The 15069-nt window shown below is 61.1% G+C and carries 12 protein-coding genes; 5 read left to right on the top strand and 7 right to left on the bottom strand.

Annotated elements, in window-relative coordinates; translation table 11 throughout:
- Positions 1-121 precede the first annotated feature (121 nt).
- Positions 122-616, top strand: coding sequence for a SprT family zinc-dependent metalloprotease (locus tag AC1RR7_RS18315; RefSeq protein ID WP_493158103.1), 495 nt, complete (start codon positions 122-124; stop codon positions 614-616).
- A 131-nt stretch (positions 617-747) separates the two neighbouring features.
- Here the strand turns inward: AC1RR7_RS18315 and AC1RR7_RS18310 are convergent, their stop codons facing one another.
- Positions 748-1929, bottom strand: a complete 1182-nt coding sequence (locus tag AC1RR7_RS18310) for a CaiB/BaiF CoA transferase family protein (protein ID WP_493158102.1) — start codon at positions 1927-1929, stop codon at positions 748-750.
- 158 nt (positions 1930-2087) lie between these two features.
- Positions 2088-3422, bottom strand: coding sequence for a dicarboxylate/amino acid:cation symporter (locus AC1RR7_RS18305; protein ID WP_096818039.1), 1335 nt, complete (start codon positions 3420-3422; stop codon positions 2088-2090).
- 353 nt (positions 3423-3775) lie between these two features.
- Between AC1RR7_RS18305 and AC1RR7_RS18300 the strand changes: the two genes are divergently transcribed.
- The gene (locus AC1RR7_RS18300) at positions 3776-4774 is read left to right on the top strand and encodes an AraC family transcriptional regulator (protein WP_493158101.1); all 999 of its coding nucleotides are present in this window, start codon (positions 3776-3778) and stop codon (positions 4772-4774) included.
- 4 nt (positions 4775-4778) lie between these two features.
- On the opposite strand, the gene AC1RR7_RS18295 is transcribed toward AC1RR7_RS18300, so the two are convergent.
- Both AC1RR7_RS18295 and AC1RR7_RS18290 read right to left on the bottom strand, forming a co-directional pair.
- Complete coding sequence (locus AC1RR7_RS18295; protein WP_493158100.1) at positions 4779-6125, bottom strand: ATP-binding protein; 1347 nt, start codon at positions 6123-6125, stop codon at positions 4779-4781.
- Entirely contained in the window at positions 6122-6799 is a 678-nt protein-coding gene (locus AC1RR7_RS18290; protein WP_096818046.1) for a response regulator transcription factor, read from the bottom strand. Before AC1RR7_RS18290 ends, AC1RR7_RS18295 begins: the two co-directional genes overlap by 4 nt.
- A gap of 206 nt (positions 6800-7005) precedes the next feature.
- On the opposite strand from AC1RR7_RS18290, the gene AC1RR7_RS18285 reads away from it, so the two are divergent.
- Together AC1RR7_RS18285 and AC1RR7_RS18280 are read left to right on the top strand one after the other, a co-directional pair.
- Positions 7006-7797 (top strand): dienelactone hydrolase family protein, encoded by a 792-nt coding sequence (locus tag AC1RR7_RS18285; RefSeq protein WP_096818048.1) that lies wholly within the window; start codon positions 7006-7008, stop codon positions 7795-7797.
- 93 nt (positions 7798-7890) lie between these two features.
- Complete coding sequence (locus AC1RR7_RS18280; protein ID WP_493158099.1) at positions 7891-8616, top strand: 4'-phosphopantetheinyl transferase family protein; 726 nt, start codon at positions 7891-7893, stop codon at positions 8614-8616.
- A 6-nt stretch (positions 8617-8622) separates the two neighbouring features.
- On the opposite strand, the gene AC1RR7_RS18275 is transcribed toward AC1RR7_RS18280, so the two are convergent.
- Both AC1RR7_RS18275 and AC1RR7_RS18270 read right to left on the bottom strand, forming a co-directional pair.
- Positions 8623-10233 carry an ATP-binding protein gene (locus AC1RR7_RS18275; RefSeq protein WP_096818050.1) on the bottom strand — a complete coding sequence of 537 codons (1611 nt, stop codon included), beginning with the start codon at positions 10231-10233 and terminating at the stop codon, positions 8623-8625.
- Positions 10230-10952 (bottom strand): response regulator, encoded by a 723-nt coding sequence (locus AC1RR7_RS18270; RefSeq protein ID WP_096818051.1) that lies wholly within the window; start codon positions 10950-10952, stop codon positions 10230-10232. Before AC1RR7_RS18270 ends, AC1RR7_RS18275 begins: the two co-directional genes overlap by 4 nt.
- 734 nt (positions 10953-11686) lie before the next feature.
- Between AC1RR7_RS18270 and AC1RR7_RS18265 the strand changes: the two genes are divergently transcribed.
- Positions 11687-14581 (top strand): ribonucleoside-diphosphate reductase subunit alpha, encoded by a 2895-nt coding sequence (locus AC1RR7_RS18265; RefSeq protein WP_096818053.1) that lies wholly within the window; start codon positions 11687-11689, stop codon positions 14579-14581.
- Positions 14582-14756: 175 nt separating this feature from the next.
- Here the strand turns inward: AC1RR7_RS18265 and AC1RR7_RS18260 are convergent, their stop codons facing one another.
- Positions 14757-14954 carry a hypothetical protein gene (locus tag AC1RR7_RS18260; protein WP_096818055.1) on the bottom strand — a complete coding sequence of 66 codons (198 nt, stop codon included), beginning with the start codon at positions 14952-14954 and terminating at the stop codon, positions 14757-14759.
- Positions 14955-15069: the final 115 nt, after the last annotated feature.

Below are 15069 nucleotides of genomic sequence, written 5' to 3'. Positions count from 1 at the left end.
AGGCCGCCGCAAGGCGGCCTTCTCGTGCCGGTTGAAAAAGAGCGACGACCATTCGGCAGTTCGGCGATTCGCAACGCCCCGGGGTTGCGGCATACTCGACGCCTCTGGAGATCCATCAAGCATGCCCGAGCAACTCAATACCCGCGTCGAAGACTGTTTCCAACTCGCTGAATCCTTTTTCAAACGTCCTTTCAAACGCCCCGTGGTGAGCCTCAAGCTGCGCGGGCAAAAAGCCGGGGTCGCGCATCTGCACGAGAACCTGCTGCGCTTCAACCCGCAGCTGTATCGGGAGAACGCCGAACACTTCCTCAAGCAGACCGTGGCCCACGAAGTCGCGCACCTGATCGCCCATCAACTGTTCGGTGACCGCATCCAGCCCCACGGCGAGGAGTGGCAACTGATCATGCGCGGCGTCTACGAATTGCCGCCGGACCGCTGCCATACCTACGCCGTCAAACGCCGCAACGTGACCCGCTACATCTACAAATGCCCGTGCGCCGACAGTGATTTTCCGTTTTCAGCCCAGCGTCATAGCCTGGTCAGGCAAGGTCGGCGCTATTTGTGCCGACGCTGTCGCAACACCCTGGTGTTCAGTGGCGAGATGCGGGTCGAGTAAGTCCCCACCTCGTTCCCACGCTCTGCGTGGGAATGTATCCCGTGACGCTCTGCGTCACAGTGGACGCGGAGCGTCCATGGCGGCATTCCCACGCAGAGCGTGGGAACGATCTGCTAACTGGGAGCTGCGAGCTACGCGACGACTTTCGCGGCACGTAATTCGGCAATTCGCTCCGGGCTCAAGCCCAACTCCCCCAATACCTGATCCGTATGCTGCCCCAGCGCCGCCCCGACATGTCGCGGCGCCGGCAATACCTCGGAGAACTTCAGCGGACAAGCGATCTGCGCCTGCGAAGAGCCATCTCCACGGGGCACCTGTGTCACCAGTTCCCGCGCCTGCAACTGTGGATGCTGCACCGCCTCGCCCAGATTCAACACCGGCTCGACACAGGCATCGATCCCGGCGAACAGCTCGCGCAGTTCAGCAAAGTCATGCTTCTCGAACTCGACCTTCAACGCCTCCTTGAGCGCCTGTTGCTGCTCGGGCTTGGGTGACAAGCCCTGGGCCGCCAGTTCCGGCCGGCCCAACGCTGCGCACAATTGCTGCATGAAGGCCGGCTCCAGACTGCCCACCGACATCCAGCGCCCGTCGCGGGAGCGGTAGTAATCGTAAAAACTGCCGCCATTGAGCATCTGATCCTCCCAGCCCGGTTCTTCACCGCAGGCCAGATACCCGGCGCCAGCCATGGCGTTCAGGCTGAACGCACAGTCAGTCATGCTCACATCCAGGTGCGTGCCCTGCCCGGTCTGTTGGCGGGAAATCACCGCCGCCAGCAAACCGATCACCCCGTGCAGCGAGCCACCCGCGACATCCGCCACCTGCATGCCCAGCGGCAACGGCCCGCTGTCAGCGCGGCCGGTGTAGCTGGAGAGCCCGGCCAGTGCCAGATAGTTGATGTCGTGTCCGGCGCGATCCTTGTACGGGCCGGTCTGGCCGTAACCGGTGATCGACACGTAAATCAGCTTCGGATTGATCGCCTTCAGTGCCTCGTAACCCAGCCCCAGCCGCTCCATCACACCGGGGCGGAACTGTTCCAGCACGATGTCGTAGTCCGCCAGCAACTGCTTGACCAGCTCCAGCGCCTCGGGCTGTTTGAGATCCAGCGCCAGGCTGCGCTTGTTGCGGTTCAGGTAGGCGTGGCTGGCCGAGATTCCGTGATCGTGGGGCGGCAAAACCCGCAACAGGTCGAGGCGAGTCGGCGATTCGATGCGCAACACCTCGGCGCCCATGTCCGCCAGCAGCAGCGAGGCGAACGGTCCCGGCAGCAGGGTCGAGAAATCCAGAATCTTCAGTGAGGCCAACGGTGCAGACATGGGCGATCTCCATCAACGATGCTTGCAGCCTAGGCAGCCGTCGGCGATGGGGCAATTACCGGATGCATCAGTTGCTGTGACCGTTGCGCTCAAATCGCCCGCTCAAATCACAGACATGAAAAAACCCGCCGAAGCGGGTTTTTCCAATCAAGCGATGCTTACTTCACATTGCTCGGGGTTGGGCCTTCAGCCACACCCAGGTCGTCTTCGTGACGCTGGTCAACGATACCGCGACCGCCCGAGGCCAGCTCGGTTTGCAGCACGTCGGTGTCCAGTTCCTTGACCCACTTGGCCACAACGATGGTGGCAACGGCGTTGCCGACCAGGTTGGTCAGGGCGCGGGCTTCGGACATGAAGCGGTCGATACCCAGGATCAGCGCCAGACCGGCCACCGGCAGGTGACCTACCGCCGACAGGGTGGCGGCCAGCACGATGAAGCCCGAACCGGTCACACCGGCTGCGCCTTTGGAGGACAGCAGCAACACCACCAGCAGAGTGATCTGGTGAGTGATGTCCATGTGGGTGTCGGTCGCCTGAGCGATGAACACGGCCGCCATGGTCAGGTAGATCGCGGTACCGTCGAGGTTGAACGAGTAACCGGTCGGGATCACCAGACCCACTACCGATTTCTTCGCGCCCAGACGCTCCATCTTGATCAGCATGCGTGGCAGTACCGATTCCGACGAGGAAGTGCCGAGTACGATCAGCAGTTCTTCGCGGATGTAGCGGATCATCTTCAGCACGCTGAAGCCGTGCATGCGGGCGATACCGCCGAGCACGATCAGGATGAACGCCAGGCACGTGATGTAGAAGCAGATCATCAGTTGACCCAGCTGCACCAGCGAACCGACACCGTAGGCACCGATGGTGAACGCCATCGCACCGAAGGCACCGATTGGCGCGAGCTTCATGATCATGTTGATGATGTTGAACATCACGTGGGCGAAGCGATCGATGAAGTCCAGGATCGGCTTGCCGTAGGCACCCAGGCGATGCAGGGCGAAACCGAAGATCACCGAGAACATCAGCACTTGCAGGATGTCACCGGTGGCGAACGCGCCGACGATGGTGGTCGGGATCACGTTGAGCAGGAAGCCGACGACGCTCTGGTCAGCGCCCTGTGCCACGTAGGTGGCGACTTTCGAGGCGTCGAGGGTGGCGACATCGATGTGCATGCCGTTGCCCGGCTGCACGATGTTGACCACGACCAGACCGACCAGCAGTGCGATGGTCGAAACGATTTCGAAGTACAGGAGTGCATAGCCACCGGTCTTGCCGACCGATTTCATGCTCTGCATGCCGGCGATGCCGCTGACCACGGTGCAGAAGATGATTGGCGCGATGATCATTTTGATCAGTTTGATGAACCCGTCACCCAGCGGCTTTACGGCCACGCCGAACTGCGGGTAGTAGTGGCCGAGCGCAATACCGATACAGATTGCGACGATCACCTGGAAATACAGGGATTTGTACAGTGGCTGACGAGTCGTCATTGCAAAGTTCCTCAAGAGTCCCGCGTAGCAACATCCATCTGTTGAACGCGACACTTGAATTGCGAACCCTCCTGCACTGGAGGGATTTGTTGTGTCGAACGACGCTTTTCCGGACCGGCTCGGCGCACGCTTCTGTCGCTCTTATCGCAAACCTCGTGCCACTTTGGTGCAATTCGCTGCAAGCCTTTTGATATCAGGGGATGCAGGTTTTTCTGTGTCACCATTCGGTTACCCAAGTATGGCGGATTTCCGCCAACGCACCGGGTCTCGTCCTACAATTTGGCGGAAATCCGCCTTGTTGCCGATCAAGGCCGCCGGCTACCATCGGTCGCCAGAGGAAGGATTTGCCGCTTATGCGCGAACGCACCATCGCCAGTCATTTCGCCCGTGCCGCCCTCGGTGGCGCACGCCGTCGCGGGTTCGATTATTCGGGCCTGCTGCTGCAGCTGGGCATCAGTCCCGAACTGCTCGACGAGCCGCGTGCGCGGATCGCCCCGGAACAATTCACCCAACTGATCCAGAACCTGTGGCTGGCCCTGGACGACGAATGCCTGGGCTTCGGCAACGCGCAAAGCAAACCCGGCAGCTTCGCCATGATGTGCCACGCCATCATTCATTGCCGCAGCCTGGAAAAGGCTCTGCAACGCGGCTTATTGTTTTATAGCCTATTCCCCGACGCTCCGCGCCTGACCCTGACCCATGAAGACGAATGGGTACGCCTGAGCCTCGACGATGCGCAATGGTGGGATCCGGATCACTTTCTCAGCGAGAGCCTGCTGGTGATCTGGCATCGCCTCGGCAGCTGGCTGATCGGCCAGCGGATTCGCCTGGAACAGGCTACTTTCAGCTACCCGAAACCGGCGCACGGGGCCGAATACGATCTGCTGTTCTCCTGCCCGCTGGAGTTTTCCGCATCCCAGAGCAGCCTGGTGTTTCACAGTCGCTATCTGCACATGCCGCTGCTGCAGGACGAACGCACGCTCAAGCATTTTCTTGAACGCTCCCCCGCCGACCTGCTGTCACGCCCGGATGACGGCAACAGCCTCAGCAGTCGATTGCGTCGCCTGCTCAGCCATGACAGCGCGCGCTGGCCGGACCTGGAAGCCGTGGCCGCGCACCTGCACATCAGCCCACAAACCCTGCGCCGGCATTTGCGTGAGGAAGGCACCAGTTTTCAGGAATTGAAGGATCAGTTGCGACGGGACATCGCGATTTATCACCTGGGGCGGGCAGATCTGTCGTTGCAACAGATCGCCGAACAGCTCGGGTTTTCCGAGCCGTCGGCGTTTCACCGGGCGTTCAAGAAGTGGACGGGGCTGACGCCGGGGGCTTATCGGGCGCAGGAACAGTAGGCGGTCACACCGCCGGAAAATGAATCCTGAACGCCGCCCCACCCATTGGTGAATCGCCCAGGGTCAATTTGGCGTTGTAGCTCTCGATGATGTCCTTGACCACCGCCAGCCCGATCCCCTGCCCCGGATGCTGGCGATCCAGCCGTTCACCCCGCTCGAGAATCCGCGCGCGCTGATGCTGTGGAACGCCAGGGCCGTCGTCTTCGATGCACAACTCGACCCCGGCCAGGCTTTCGCGCACGCTGATGCGTACTTCGCCGAGGCACAGGCGATAGGCGTTTTCCAGCAGGTTGCCCATCATTTCCAGCAAGGCGCCCTGCTCGATCGGCACGTAGCAGTGTTCCGGCAGGTCGAACGCCACGCGTACGCGTTTGTCGCGGTAGACCTTGTCCAGCGTGTCGCACAGGCTTTTGAGCACCGGCCGCAGGCGCACCTGATGGCGTACCAGACCGCTTTTGCGCAGGCTGGCGCGCTGCAACTGGTAGCTGATCTGCTGGCTCATGCGTTCGATCTGGGTTTGCAGCACCCAGGCCTGATCGCGATCTTCGGGGCGCTGGGCCATGTCTTCACTGACGCCTTGCAACACCGCCAGCGGGGTTTTCAGGCTGTGGGCCAGATCGTCGAGGGAGTCGCGGTAACGGCTGCGCTGCTGGCGTTCACTGTGCAGCAAGCGGTTGAGCGAGCCGGTCAGGCGCAGCAATTCACGGGGGTGCTGTTCGCTGAGGCTTTCGAGGGTGCCGCCTTCGATTTCGTCCAGCTCCTGACTGAGCCGGCGCAAGGCTTTCAGGCCCCAGGTCAGACCGATCCACAGCAGCGAGAGCAGCACCAGCAACGCGGCGCCGAAACCGAGGTAGAGGTTTTCCCGCAGGCCTTCGAGGGTGGTTTCGTATTCGCGTACCGGTTGCAGCGCGACGATGCTGAACGCCGCATTCTTGCCACCGAGCAGTTTGACTTCGACGTCGTAGACGAAGAACTCCTGTCCGCTGGCCTCGCGAATCCGCGCGAATTCGTTGCCCATCCCGTCGTAGCGCGGCTTGTAGTTGATCTGTTCTTCCTGGGTCGCTTTGGAGCGCCAGACCAGATGACCTTCGCGGTCGTAGATGTAGCCGAGCAGACGGAAATCGGCGAGGTTGAAACGCTCGTCCGGCAACTGCATCGGCATCACCAGCCGGCCGTTTTCAATCCGCGCGGCAGAAATCAGTGTGGTGACGTCCGAGGCCAGACGCTGCTCGATCGAATCCTGCAGCGCCAGGCTGAACGCACCTTGCATCGCCGGGAGCAAGGCGAGCATGAACAACACCGCCAACGTGGTGGCGGCCAACATCAAGCGAACGCGAAGCGAACGGATCAAGTGCAGCGCTCATTGAACAGGTAGCCGAGGCCGCGCACCGTGTCGATCGGCTTGAACCCGGCCGGGCCTTCCAGCTTGCGACGCAGGCGCCCGACCAGCACTTCGATCACGTTCGGATCACGCTCGTCGTCATCCGGGTACAACTGCTCCATCAGGCGATCCTTGGGCACCACTTGCTGGTGGTGGCGCATCAGGTATTCGAGGATCCGGTACTCATACGCGGTCAGCGCCAGCGGCTGTTCATCGAGGGTCGCCTGCTTGCGATTGAGGTCGAGCAGCAGCGGCCCGGCGACAATGGAAGACTGGGTGAAACCGCTGGAACGGCGTAGCAGCGCATTAAGTCGCGCTTCGAGTTCTTCGAACTGAAACGGTTTGACCAGATAGTCGTCGGCGCCGGCGGCCAGGCCTTCGACCTTGTCCTGCCAGTTGCCACGGGCGGTGAGGATCAGGATCGGGAAGCTCTTGCCGTCCGAGCGCAACTGACGGATCAGGTCGAGCCCGCCCATGCCCGGCAGGCCGAGGTCGATCACCGCCAGGTCAAAGTTGAATTGCCCGGTCTGGTACAGCGCCTCTTCGGCATTGGCCACGGACTCGACCACATGACCGCTTTCCGTCAGGCGGGTTTGCAGGTGATGGCGCAACAGCGCTTCATCTTCGACGACCAACAGTTTCATGACGCTCTCCCGGGCAAATCAGAATCTCCAACAGCATACCTGCGACAACGGTGTACTGCCGCTTTTGAGGGTCCTGTTCATTTCTCCCCTCGGACATGATTCAAGCTTACTGAACCGGGCCTGTACCTGCCCTGAACACACCCTGAACCCGAGCGCAATCAAATGAACTAGGCTGTTTTGACCTTTTATTGTCAGGAGACCCGATCATGCGCCTGTTCCTTGCCCTCACCCTGCTCGCCTTCAGCAGCCTCAGCGCGGCTGCGATCAAGACCGAGGAAATCCCTTACCAGAGCGCCGATGGCACCAAACTGATCGGCTACTACGCTTTCGACGATGCCATAAAAGGCCCGCGCCCGGGCGTTGTAGTGGTGCATGAATGGTGGGGCCTGAACGACTATGCCAAGCGCCGCGCCCGGGATCTCGCCGGGCTTGGCTACAGCGCGCTGGCCATCGACATGTACGGTGAAGGCAAGAACACCGAGCACCCGAAAGATGCCATGGCATTCATGCAAGCGGCCACCCAGAATGCCGATGCGGCCAGCAAACGCTTCCAGGCCGGCCTTGATCTGCTGAAGAAACAACCGCAGACCGACACCGGCAAACTGGCCGCCATCGGTTATTGCTTCGGCGGCGGTGTGGTGTTGAATGCCGCTCGCCAGGGCGTACCGCTGGCGGGTGTCGTGAGTTTCCACGGCGCACTGGCCACCAACACCCCGGCGACACCTGGCAGTGTCAAAGCCAAAGTCCTCGTCGAGCACGGCGCGCTGGACAGCATGGTCACCGCCGACAACGTCACGGCGTTCAAATCCGAAATGGACAAGGCCGGCGCCGACTACAAGTTCGTCAGTCTCGACGGTGCCAAGCATGGCTTCACCAACCCCGACGCGGATCGCCTGAGCCACGGCGATCACGGTGGCCCGGATATCGGCTACAACAAGGCAGCGGATGAAAAGTCCTGGGCGGACATGCAGGCATTCTTCAAGAAAATCTTTGGCTGAGCCGGAGTATGCTGATCGCTCCCACGTTCTGCGCGAGAGCGATCTGCACCAGCGCACTATTCAGCCTGAAGGCAACCCGGCAAAATGCCCGCCATGAATTCCAGCCCCCTCCTCCCCGCCTGCTGCACCCCGCTCGATGCCCACTGGCCGCTACCGACCGTGCTGCCGGACACCGTGCTGCTGAGCACTCATTTCGACCCGGCGCAACTGCTCGGCGATGACTTCCGCCGCAGCGCCATCGAGCCGCCGCCGAGCATCCAGCGCTCCGTGGCCAAGCGTCAGGCGGAGTTTCTGGCCGGGCGGATTTGCGCCCGGGCCGCGCTGCAACAACTGGAAGGTAAAAGCAGCGTCCCGGCCATTGGCGAGGATCGCGCCCCCGTGTGGCCGACACATATTTGCGGCTCGATCACCCACAGCACCGGCCGGGCAGCGGCGATTGTCGCCAACAAGCAACACTGGCGCGGGCTGGGCATGGACCTGGAAAACCTGCTCAACGCCGAAAGGGCCGAGCGGCTGGCCGGGGAGATTCTGACGCCGGCAGAGTTGCAGCGCATGGCTGCCGGCGCCCGCGATCAACTGGCGTTGTGGGTGACGCTGACGTTTTCGGTGAAGGAAAGCCTGTTCAAGGCGCTGTACCCGATCGTCCAGAAGCGTTTCTATTTCGAGCACGCCGAAGTGCTCGACTGGACCGAACAGGGTCATGTGCGGCTGCGCCTGCTGACGGACCTCTCCAGCGAATGGCGCAACGGGACCGAACTGGACGCACAGTTCGGGGTGCACGACGGGCAGTTATTGAGCCTGGTCAGCATCCAGGCTTGAGCGGCTTCAGCGCCGCTCCTGATTCCGCGGCCAGCTCAGGCTGAAACACGCCCCGCCCAGACTCTTGCTCTTGCCGATCAGCGCCCGGCCGTCATGCCAGTGGATGATCCGCCGTACGATCGACAGCCCCAACCCGTGCCCACCGGATGCCCGGGTACGGCTGTCGTCCAGCCGCAGGAATGGCGTGAAGATTTTCTCCCAGGCACTTTCCGGCACGCCGGGGCCGTCGTCCTCGACGTCCACCCGGCAACGCATCTGCCCGACCTGATAACTGACCGTGACCCTTGAGCGCGCATGGCGCATGGCGTTGCCCACCAGATTCTGCAAGGCGCGATGCAGGTAACGTGGCTCGGCCTCGACCCAGGCATCGTCGCAGTCGGCGGCCGACAGGCACAAACCACGTTGCACCGTGACGTCGGCACGCAGTGGCGCCAGTTCTTCGATCACCTGATTGACCAGTGCATCGAGGTCGATGCGCTGGAATGTCAGCGCTGGCGAGCCCTGTTCCAATCGCGCATAGGTCAGCATTTCATCGACCAGCTTATCGAGGTCCTCGATGTCGTGGTCCATGCCTTCGCGGTACTTTTCCAGCGCTTGCGGGGTGGTGGCCGAACCGATCATTTCCAGACCGAAGCGCAGGCGCGCCACTGGTGTGCGCAACTCATGGGACACCGCGCGCACCAGCTCACGCTGGATCGCCAGCAGCTGTTGCAGGTGCTCGGCCATGCCGTTGAACGCTGCCGCCAGTTTTCCCACCGAGTCGGCACCGCGCGCCGGCACGCGGGTTTCCAGACTGCCCTTGGCGATACGGGTGGCGGCGGCTTCGAGGCCACGCAAACGCCGCTCGAGCTGGCGCACCAGTAAATAGACGATAAGACCGATCAGGGTCAGACCCAATGCGGCAATCAGCACCAGCCATTGCGGCGGGTACGGATTCATCTGATAGAGCGGGCCGATTTCCAGCACCCACGGCGTACCGACCATCCCGGCGAACACCCGGATCGAGTCCCCGCCCTTGCCCAGCGCCATCACCGTATCGCCTTCCGACACGCGACGGCTCTGGTCTTCATCCATGTCGGCCTCGTTCACGGTGACCAGCCGCAGGTCGAAACCGAAGCCCTTCTCTTCCTTCAATTGCGCCAGTCGTTTGGGCTGCTCGCCCACCGGCACCCGCACCAGTTCATCGGCCAGCAGGTAGATGGTCGCCCGGGCCAGTTGTTCACTGATCTGCTGCACCTCGCCCACCAGCACAAGCTGCTCCTTGTCGCTGACCAGTCGATAGACCTTGGCCGCGTGCGGCCCGGTCTGCTCGACCAGTGCCTGCCCGCGTTGCACGCGGGTGCGCTGGGTGAGATCGAGATCGGTCTGGGCGAAGGTTTTCAGTGCCAGCGGAATCCCCAGCAGTCGTTCCCACACCAGCAAGGCGCGGTGGCGCTCGGTTTCGTTCATCGGTTGCAGGTTGTCGGCCATCAGCGAAAACGTGCCGTGGGCCAGACGTTCGCGGTACTGCTCGCTGCGTACCTGGTTGAGCAGGTGCAGTGCCAGAACGCCGAGCACCGCCACCAGAATCAGCGCCGCGCACATGCCGCCGTAGATGCGCAGGAAGATCGAGTTCACAGCGGCAGTTCTACGCAAGCTTCAGGCACGAACAGATAGCCTTTGCTGCGCACGGTCTTGATCAGGCGCGGGTGATCGGGGTCGTCGCCGATCTTTGGACGGATGCGCGAGATGCGCACATCGATCGAACGGTCCTGGCCGTCGTAGCCGATGCCGCGCAGCGCGGTGAAGATTTCTTCCCGCGACAGAATCCTTCCGGCGTTGGACACCAGCAGCCACAGCAGATCGAATTCGGCGCTGGTCAGTTCGATGCCGCTGTCGCTCAGCCAGGCTTCGCGTAAGGCGTTGTCCACCACCAACGGGCCGAATTGCAGACGGCGTGGCTTGCCCGACGCCGGCTCCGGTGCGTCACTGCGTCGCAACAACGCCTGGATGCGCGCCAGCAACAGCCGTGGGCGAACCGGTTTGCACACGTAGTCATCGGCGCCGATGTCGAGGCCGAGGATCTGGTCGGCATCGTCGGTGCGCGCGGTCAGCATCAGGATCGGCCCGTCGTACTGGTCGCGCACCTTGCGGCAGATGCTCAGGCCGTCTTCACCGGGGAGCATCAGGTCGAGGATCACCAGGTCCGGTTGCTCCTTGATGATTCGCGCCGCCGCCAGGGCTCCGTTGCCTTCGATCTCCACGCGCAATCCATTGGCTTGCAGGTATTCGCGGGTCAGTTCGGCCAGACGCTGGTCGTCCTCGACTATCAATACCTGCCAGGCTTCTTGCTCCACGGATGACCTCTGCTTGCCGATGTTGCGAATAAAGGAAGGATCCTCCCGTCTTTTTGTCATCTTTAAGGAGGATAAGAATGCGTGTGACAGGGCCGATTGTATAAACGGCGTACAGCGAGAACACAAGTCGGTAAATGCGTTCGGACAAGGCCGTTTTTTGTGATAGGGTTCGCGCCCTTAAAAATCCGCTGAAGCGTTTTTCCCGAAGAGAAAACAGTGACAAACGGTCTAGCTCAGCAGGTTCGCGGCCTACAAAGGAATTCCCTGTTTCGCACACAATTTACGCACAGGGTTATCCACAGGCTGTCCGTTGCAATCGCCCCCCAAAACGCATTATCTTGTAGCCCGCGCTCAAAAAAACCCTACATATAGGGTTTGACGCTAAAAACCAAACACAAACCGGACAGTGAATTCAAGGCTTTTTATTGCCATTGTCGGGTTGAACCAAACGTATTTTCAGAAGCCCAAACCGCGCCTGCGGATGGCTACCGTTTTTCAGCCGATCACGGCGTAAACGGTACGGGTGTTGCAGTTCAAAACTGCTCCCCGAAAGGAATGCGGTTTCACGCGTATCGCGCGAACCGAAGACTTCGGCATGGAAGCGGCGCCCACAAGGCCCACTTCCTGAACTGTCCCGAAGTCGTTACCCGGCGCTGGCCGGTCGTAGTGCTTCAGGACGGAACGGTGGGCACCGTGATGGTGCCCAAACAAACATAGAGAACGTGGAGACACCCATGCAAACCGACACAACTCGCGAGAACCCGCAGGGCACCTTGCCGCAGGCCGCCGATTCGAATTCGGATCTGGCTGCCACCGCGCCTGGTCAACTGCGTGTGATCAAGCGTAATGGCACTGTCGTTCCTTACACCGATGACAAGATCACCGTCGCTATCACCAAAGCGTTTCTCGCAGTTGAGGGCGGCACCGCTGCCGCTTCGTCGCGAATCCACGACACCGTTGCCCGCCTGACCGAACAGGTCACCGCGACCTTCAAGCGTCGCATGCCTTCGGGCGGCACCATCCACATCGAAGAAATCCAGGACCAGGTCGAACTGGCCCTGATGCGTGCCGGCGAGCAGAAAGTGGCTCGTGACTACGTGATCTACCGTGACGGCCGTTCGAAAGAACGCGCTGCCCACGCTCCGGCCGAAGCCGCAGTCAACGCTCACCCGTCGATCCGCATCACCCGCGCCGACGGCAGCCTCGCGCCGCTGGACATGGGTCGCCTGAACACCATCGTCACCGAAGCCTGCGAAGGTCTGGCCGAAGTCGACGGCGACCTGATCCAGCGCGAAACCCTGAAGAACCTGTACGACGGCGTTGCCCTGAACGACGTCAACACCGCGCTGGTAATGACCGCCCGTACCCTGGTCGAGCGCGAGCCGAACTACTCGTTCGTGACCGCCCGCCTGCTGATGGACACCCTGCGTGCCGAAGGCCTGGGCTTCCTGGGCGTCGCCGAGAGCGCGACTCACCACGAAATGGCTGACCTGTACGCCAAGGCGCTGCCGGCCTACGTCGCCAAAGGTATCGAGTTCGAACTGCTGAACCCTGTGCTGGCCTCCTTCGACCTGGAAAAACTGGGCAAGGCGATCAACCACGAGCGCGACCAGCAATTCACCTACCTGGGCCTGCAGACCCTGTACGACCGTTACTTCATCCACAAGGATGGCGTGCGTTTCGAACTGCCACAGATCTTCTTCATGCGCGTGGCCATGGGCCTGGCGATCGAAGAGAAGCAGAAAGAAGACCGTGCGATCGAGTTCTACAACCTGCTGTCCTCGTTCGACTACATGGCTTCGACCCCGACCCTGTTCAACGCCGGTACCCTGCGTCCACAGCTGTCGAGCTGCTACCTGACCACCGTTCCGGATGACCTGTCGGGCATCTACCACGCGATCCACGACAACGCCATGTTGTCGAAATTCGCCGGTGGCCTGGGCAACGACTGGACGCCGGTGCGTGCACTGGGTTCGTACATCAAGGGCACCAACGGCAAGTCCCAAGGCGTGGTTCCGTTCCTGAAAGTCGTGAACGACACCGCCGTTGCCGTTAACCAGGGTGGCAAGCGCAAAGGCGCTGTCTGTGCCTACCTGGAAACCTGGCACATGGACATCGAAGAGTTCATCGAACTCCGTAAGAACACCGGTGATGACCGTCGTCGTACCCACGACATGAACACCGCCAACTGGATCCCTGACCTGTTCATGAAGCGCGTCTTCGATGACGGCAAGTGGACCCTGTTCTCGCCATCCGAAGTACCAGACCTGCACGACCTGACCGGCAAGGCCTTCGAAGAGCGCTACGAGTACTACGAAGCCCTGACCGAGTACCCGGGCAAGGTCAAGCTGTTCAAGACCATCCAGGCCAAAGACCTGTGGCGCAAGATGCTGTCCATGCTGTTCGAAACCGGCCACCCATGGCTGACTTTCAAGGACCCGTGCAACCTGCGCAGCCCGCAGCAGCACGTCGGCGTGGTTCACAGCTCGAACCTGTGCACCGAGATCACCCTGAACACCAACAAGGACGAGATCGCGGTCTGCAACCTGGGCTCGATCAACCTGCCGAACCACATCGTCGACGGCAAGCTGGACACCGCCAAGCTCAAGCGCACCATCGACGTAGCCGTTCGCATGCTCGACAACGTGATCGACATCAACTACTACTCGGTACCGCAGGCGAAGAACTCCAACTTCCGCCACCGTCCGGTCGGCCTGGGCATCATGGGCTTCCAGGACGCGCTGTACCTGCAGCACATCCCTTACGGTTCCGACGCTGCCGTCGAGTTCGCCGACAAGTCGATGGAAGCGGTCAGCTACTACGCGATCCAGGCGTCCTGCGACCTGGCTGACGAGCGCGGCTCGTACGAGACGTTCCAGGGTTCGCTGTGGTCCAAAGGCGTACTGCCGCTGGATTCGCAACAGATCCTGATCGAAGCACGTGGCCAGAAGTACATCGACGTCGACCTGACCGAGTCCCTGGACTGGGCACCGGTTCGCGCCCGTGTACAGAAAGGCATCCGTAACTCGAACATCATGGCCATCGCACCGACCGCGACCATCGCCAACATCACCGGCGTATCGCAGTCGATCGAACCGACCTACCAGAACCTGTATGTGAAATCGAACCTGTCGGGCGAATTCACCGTGATCAACCCGTACCTGGTTCGCGACCTGAAGGCTCGCGGTCTGTGGGACTCGGTCATGATCAACGACCTGAAGTACTACGACGGTTCGGTTCAGCAGATCGAGCGCATCCCGCAAGAACTCAAAGAGCTCTACGCGACCGCGTTCGAAGTGGACACCAAGTGGATCGTTGACGCCGCCAGCCGTCGTCAGAAGTGGATCGACCAGGCCCAGTCGCTGAACCTGTACATCGCCGGCGCATCGGGCAAGAAACTCGACGTGACCTACCGCATGGCCTGGTACCGTGGTCTGAAAACCACCTACTACCTCCGTGCCCTGGCTGCGACCAGCACCGAGAAGTCGACCATCAACACCGGCAAGCTGAACGCTGTTTCCAGCGGCGGCAACCACGGTGACGATTCGGTCCTGGCAGCGCCTGCCGGCCCTGCTCCAGTACCGAAGGCTTGCGCCATCGACGAGCCGGATTGCGAAGCTTGCCAATAAGCTGAGCTGAATCGGGCGTTGCGAGACGCCTGATTCCTCCAGACAAAAGAAACCCCCGACAGACTTCTGGTTTGTCGGGGGTTTTCTTTTGTCTGCCAAACACCAAGGCTCTAACGAACAGGTTTCAGCAGATACAAAAAAGGCCCCTTCACAGAAGGAGCCTCCCTATCGGTGCTTACCGACGGCAGCCGCCGTTGTTGAAAGGACCGGCAACACGAACCCAGCCACTGGCTTGCGGAACGTTGCTGCACATAGTACGGCCGGTCGAAGCCGACTCATAAAGCCACCAGGAAGCCGGAGCAGCTTGAACAACGACTGCACCCAACAGCAAACTTGCGGCCAAAGTCAGACCAAAACCAATACGCAGCGACATAACGATCTCCATTTCAAATAAACGTCTCAAACGGCCGTCAGCGCAATAACTTCATAGTTCATCATCTTGCCGACACAACCAGAGACAGCAGTAAGAGTGTTGCAACCGAACACCC

This window comes from Pseudomonas sp. GW821-FHT11G12 (genome assembly GCF_058808055.1).
This window is presented reverse-complemented; position numbering and strand designations above follow the sequence as displayed.

Excerpts from the sequence above, each read along its gene's own strand:
- AC1RR7_RS18300 (WP_493158101.1), top strand. The coding sequence starts at position 3,776 with ATGCGCGAACGCACCATCGCCAGTCATTTCGCCCGTGCCGCCCTCGGT.
- AC1RR7_RS18265 (WP_096818053.1), top strand. The coding sequence starts at position 11,687 with ATGCAAACCGACACAACTCGCGAGAACCCGCAGGGCACCTTGCCGCAG.
- AC1RR7_RS18310 (WP_493158102.1), bottom strand. The coding sequence starts at position 1,929 with ATGTCTGCACCGTTGGCCTCACTGAAGATTCTGGATTTCTCGACCCTG.
- AC1RR7_RS18280 (WP_493158099.1), top strand. The coding sequence starts at position 7,891 with ATGAATTCCAGCCCCCTCCTCCCCGCCTGCTGCACCCCGCTCGATGCC.
- AC1RR7_RS18305 (WP_096818039.1), bottom strand. The coding sequence starts at position 3,422 with ATGACGACTCGTCAGCCACTGTACAAATCCCTGTATTTCCAGGTGATC.
- AC1RR7_RS18315 (WP_493158103.1), top strand. The coding sequence starts at position 122 with ATGCCCGAGCAACTCAATACCCGCGTCGAAGACTGTTTCCAACTCGCT.
- AC1RR7_RS18285 (WP_096818048.1), top strand. The coding sequence starts at position 7,006 with ATGCGCCTGTTCCTTGCCCTCACCCTGCTCGCCTTCAGCAGCCTCAGC.
- AC1RR7_RS18260 (WP_096818055.1), bottom strand. The coding sequence starts at position 14,954 with ATGTCGCTGCGTATTGGTTTTGGTCTGACTTTGGCCGCAAGTTTGCTG.
- AC1RR7_RS18290 (WP_096818046.1), bottom strand. The coding sequence starts at position 6,799 with ATGAAACTGTTGGTCGTCGAAGATGAAGCGCTGTTGCGCCATCACCTG.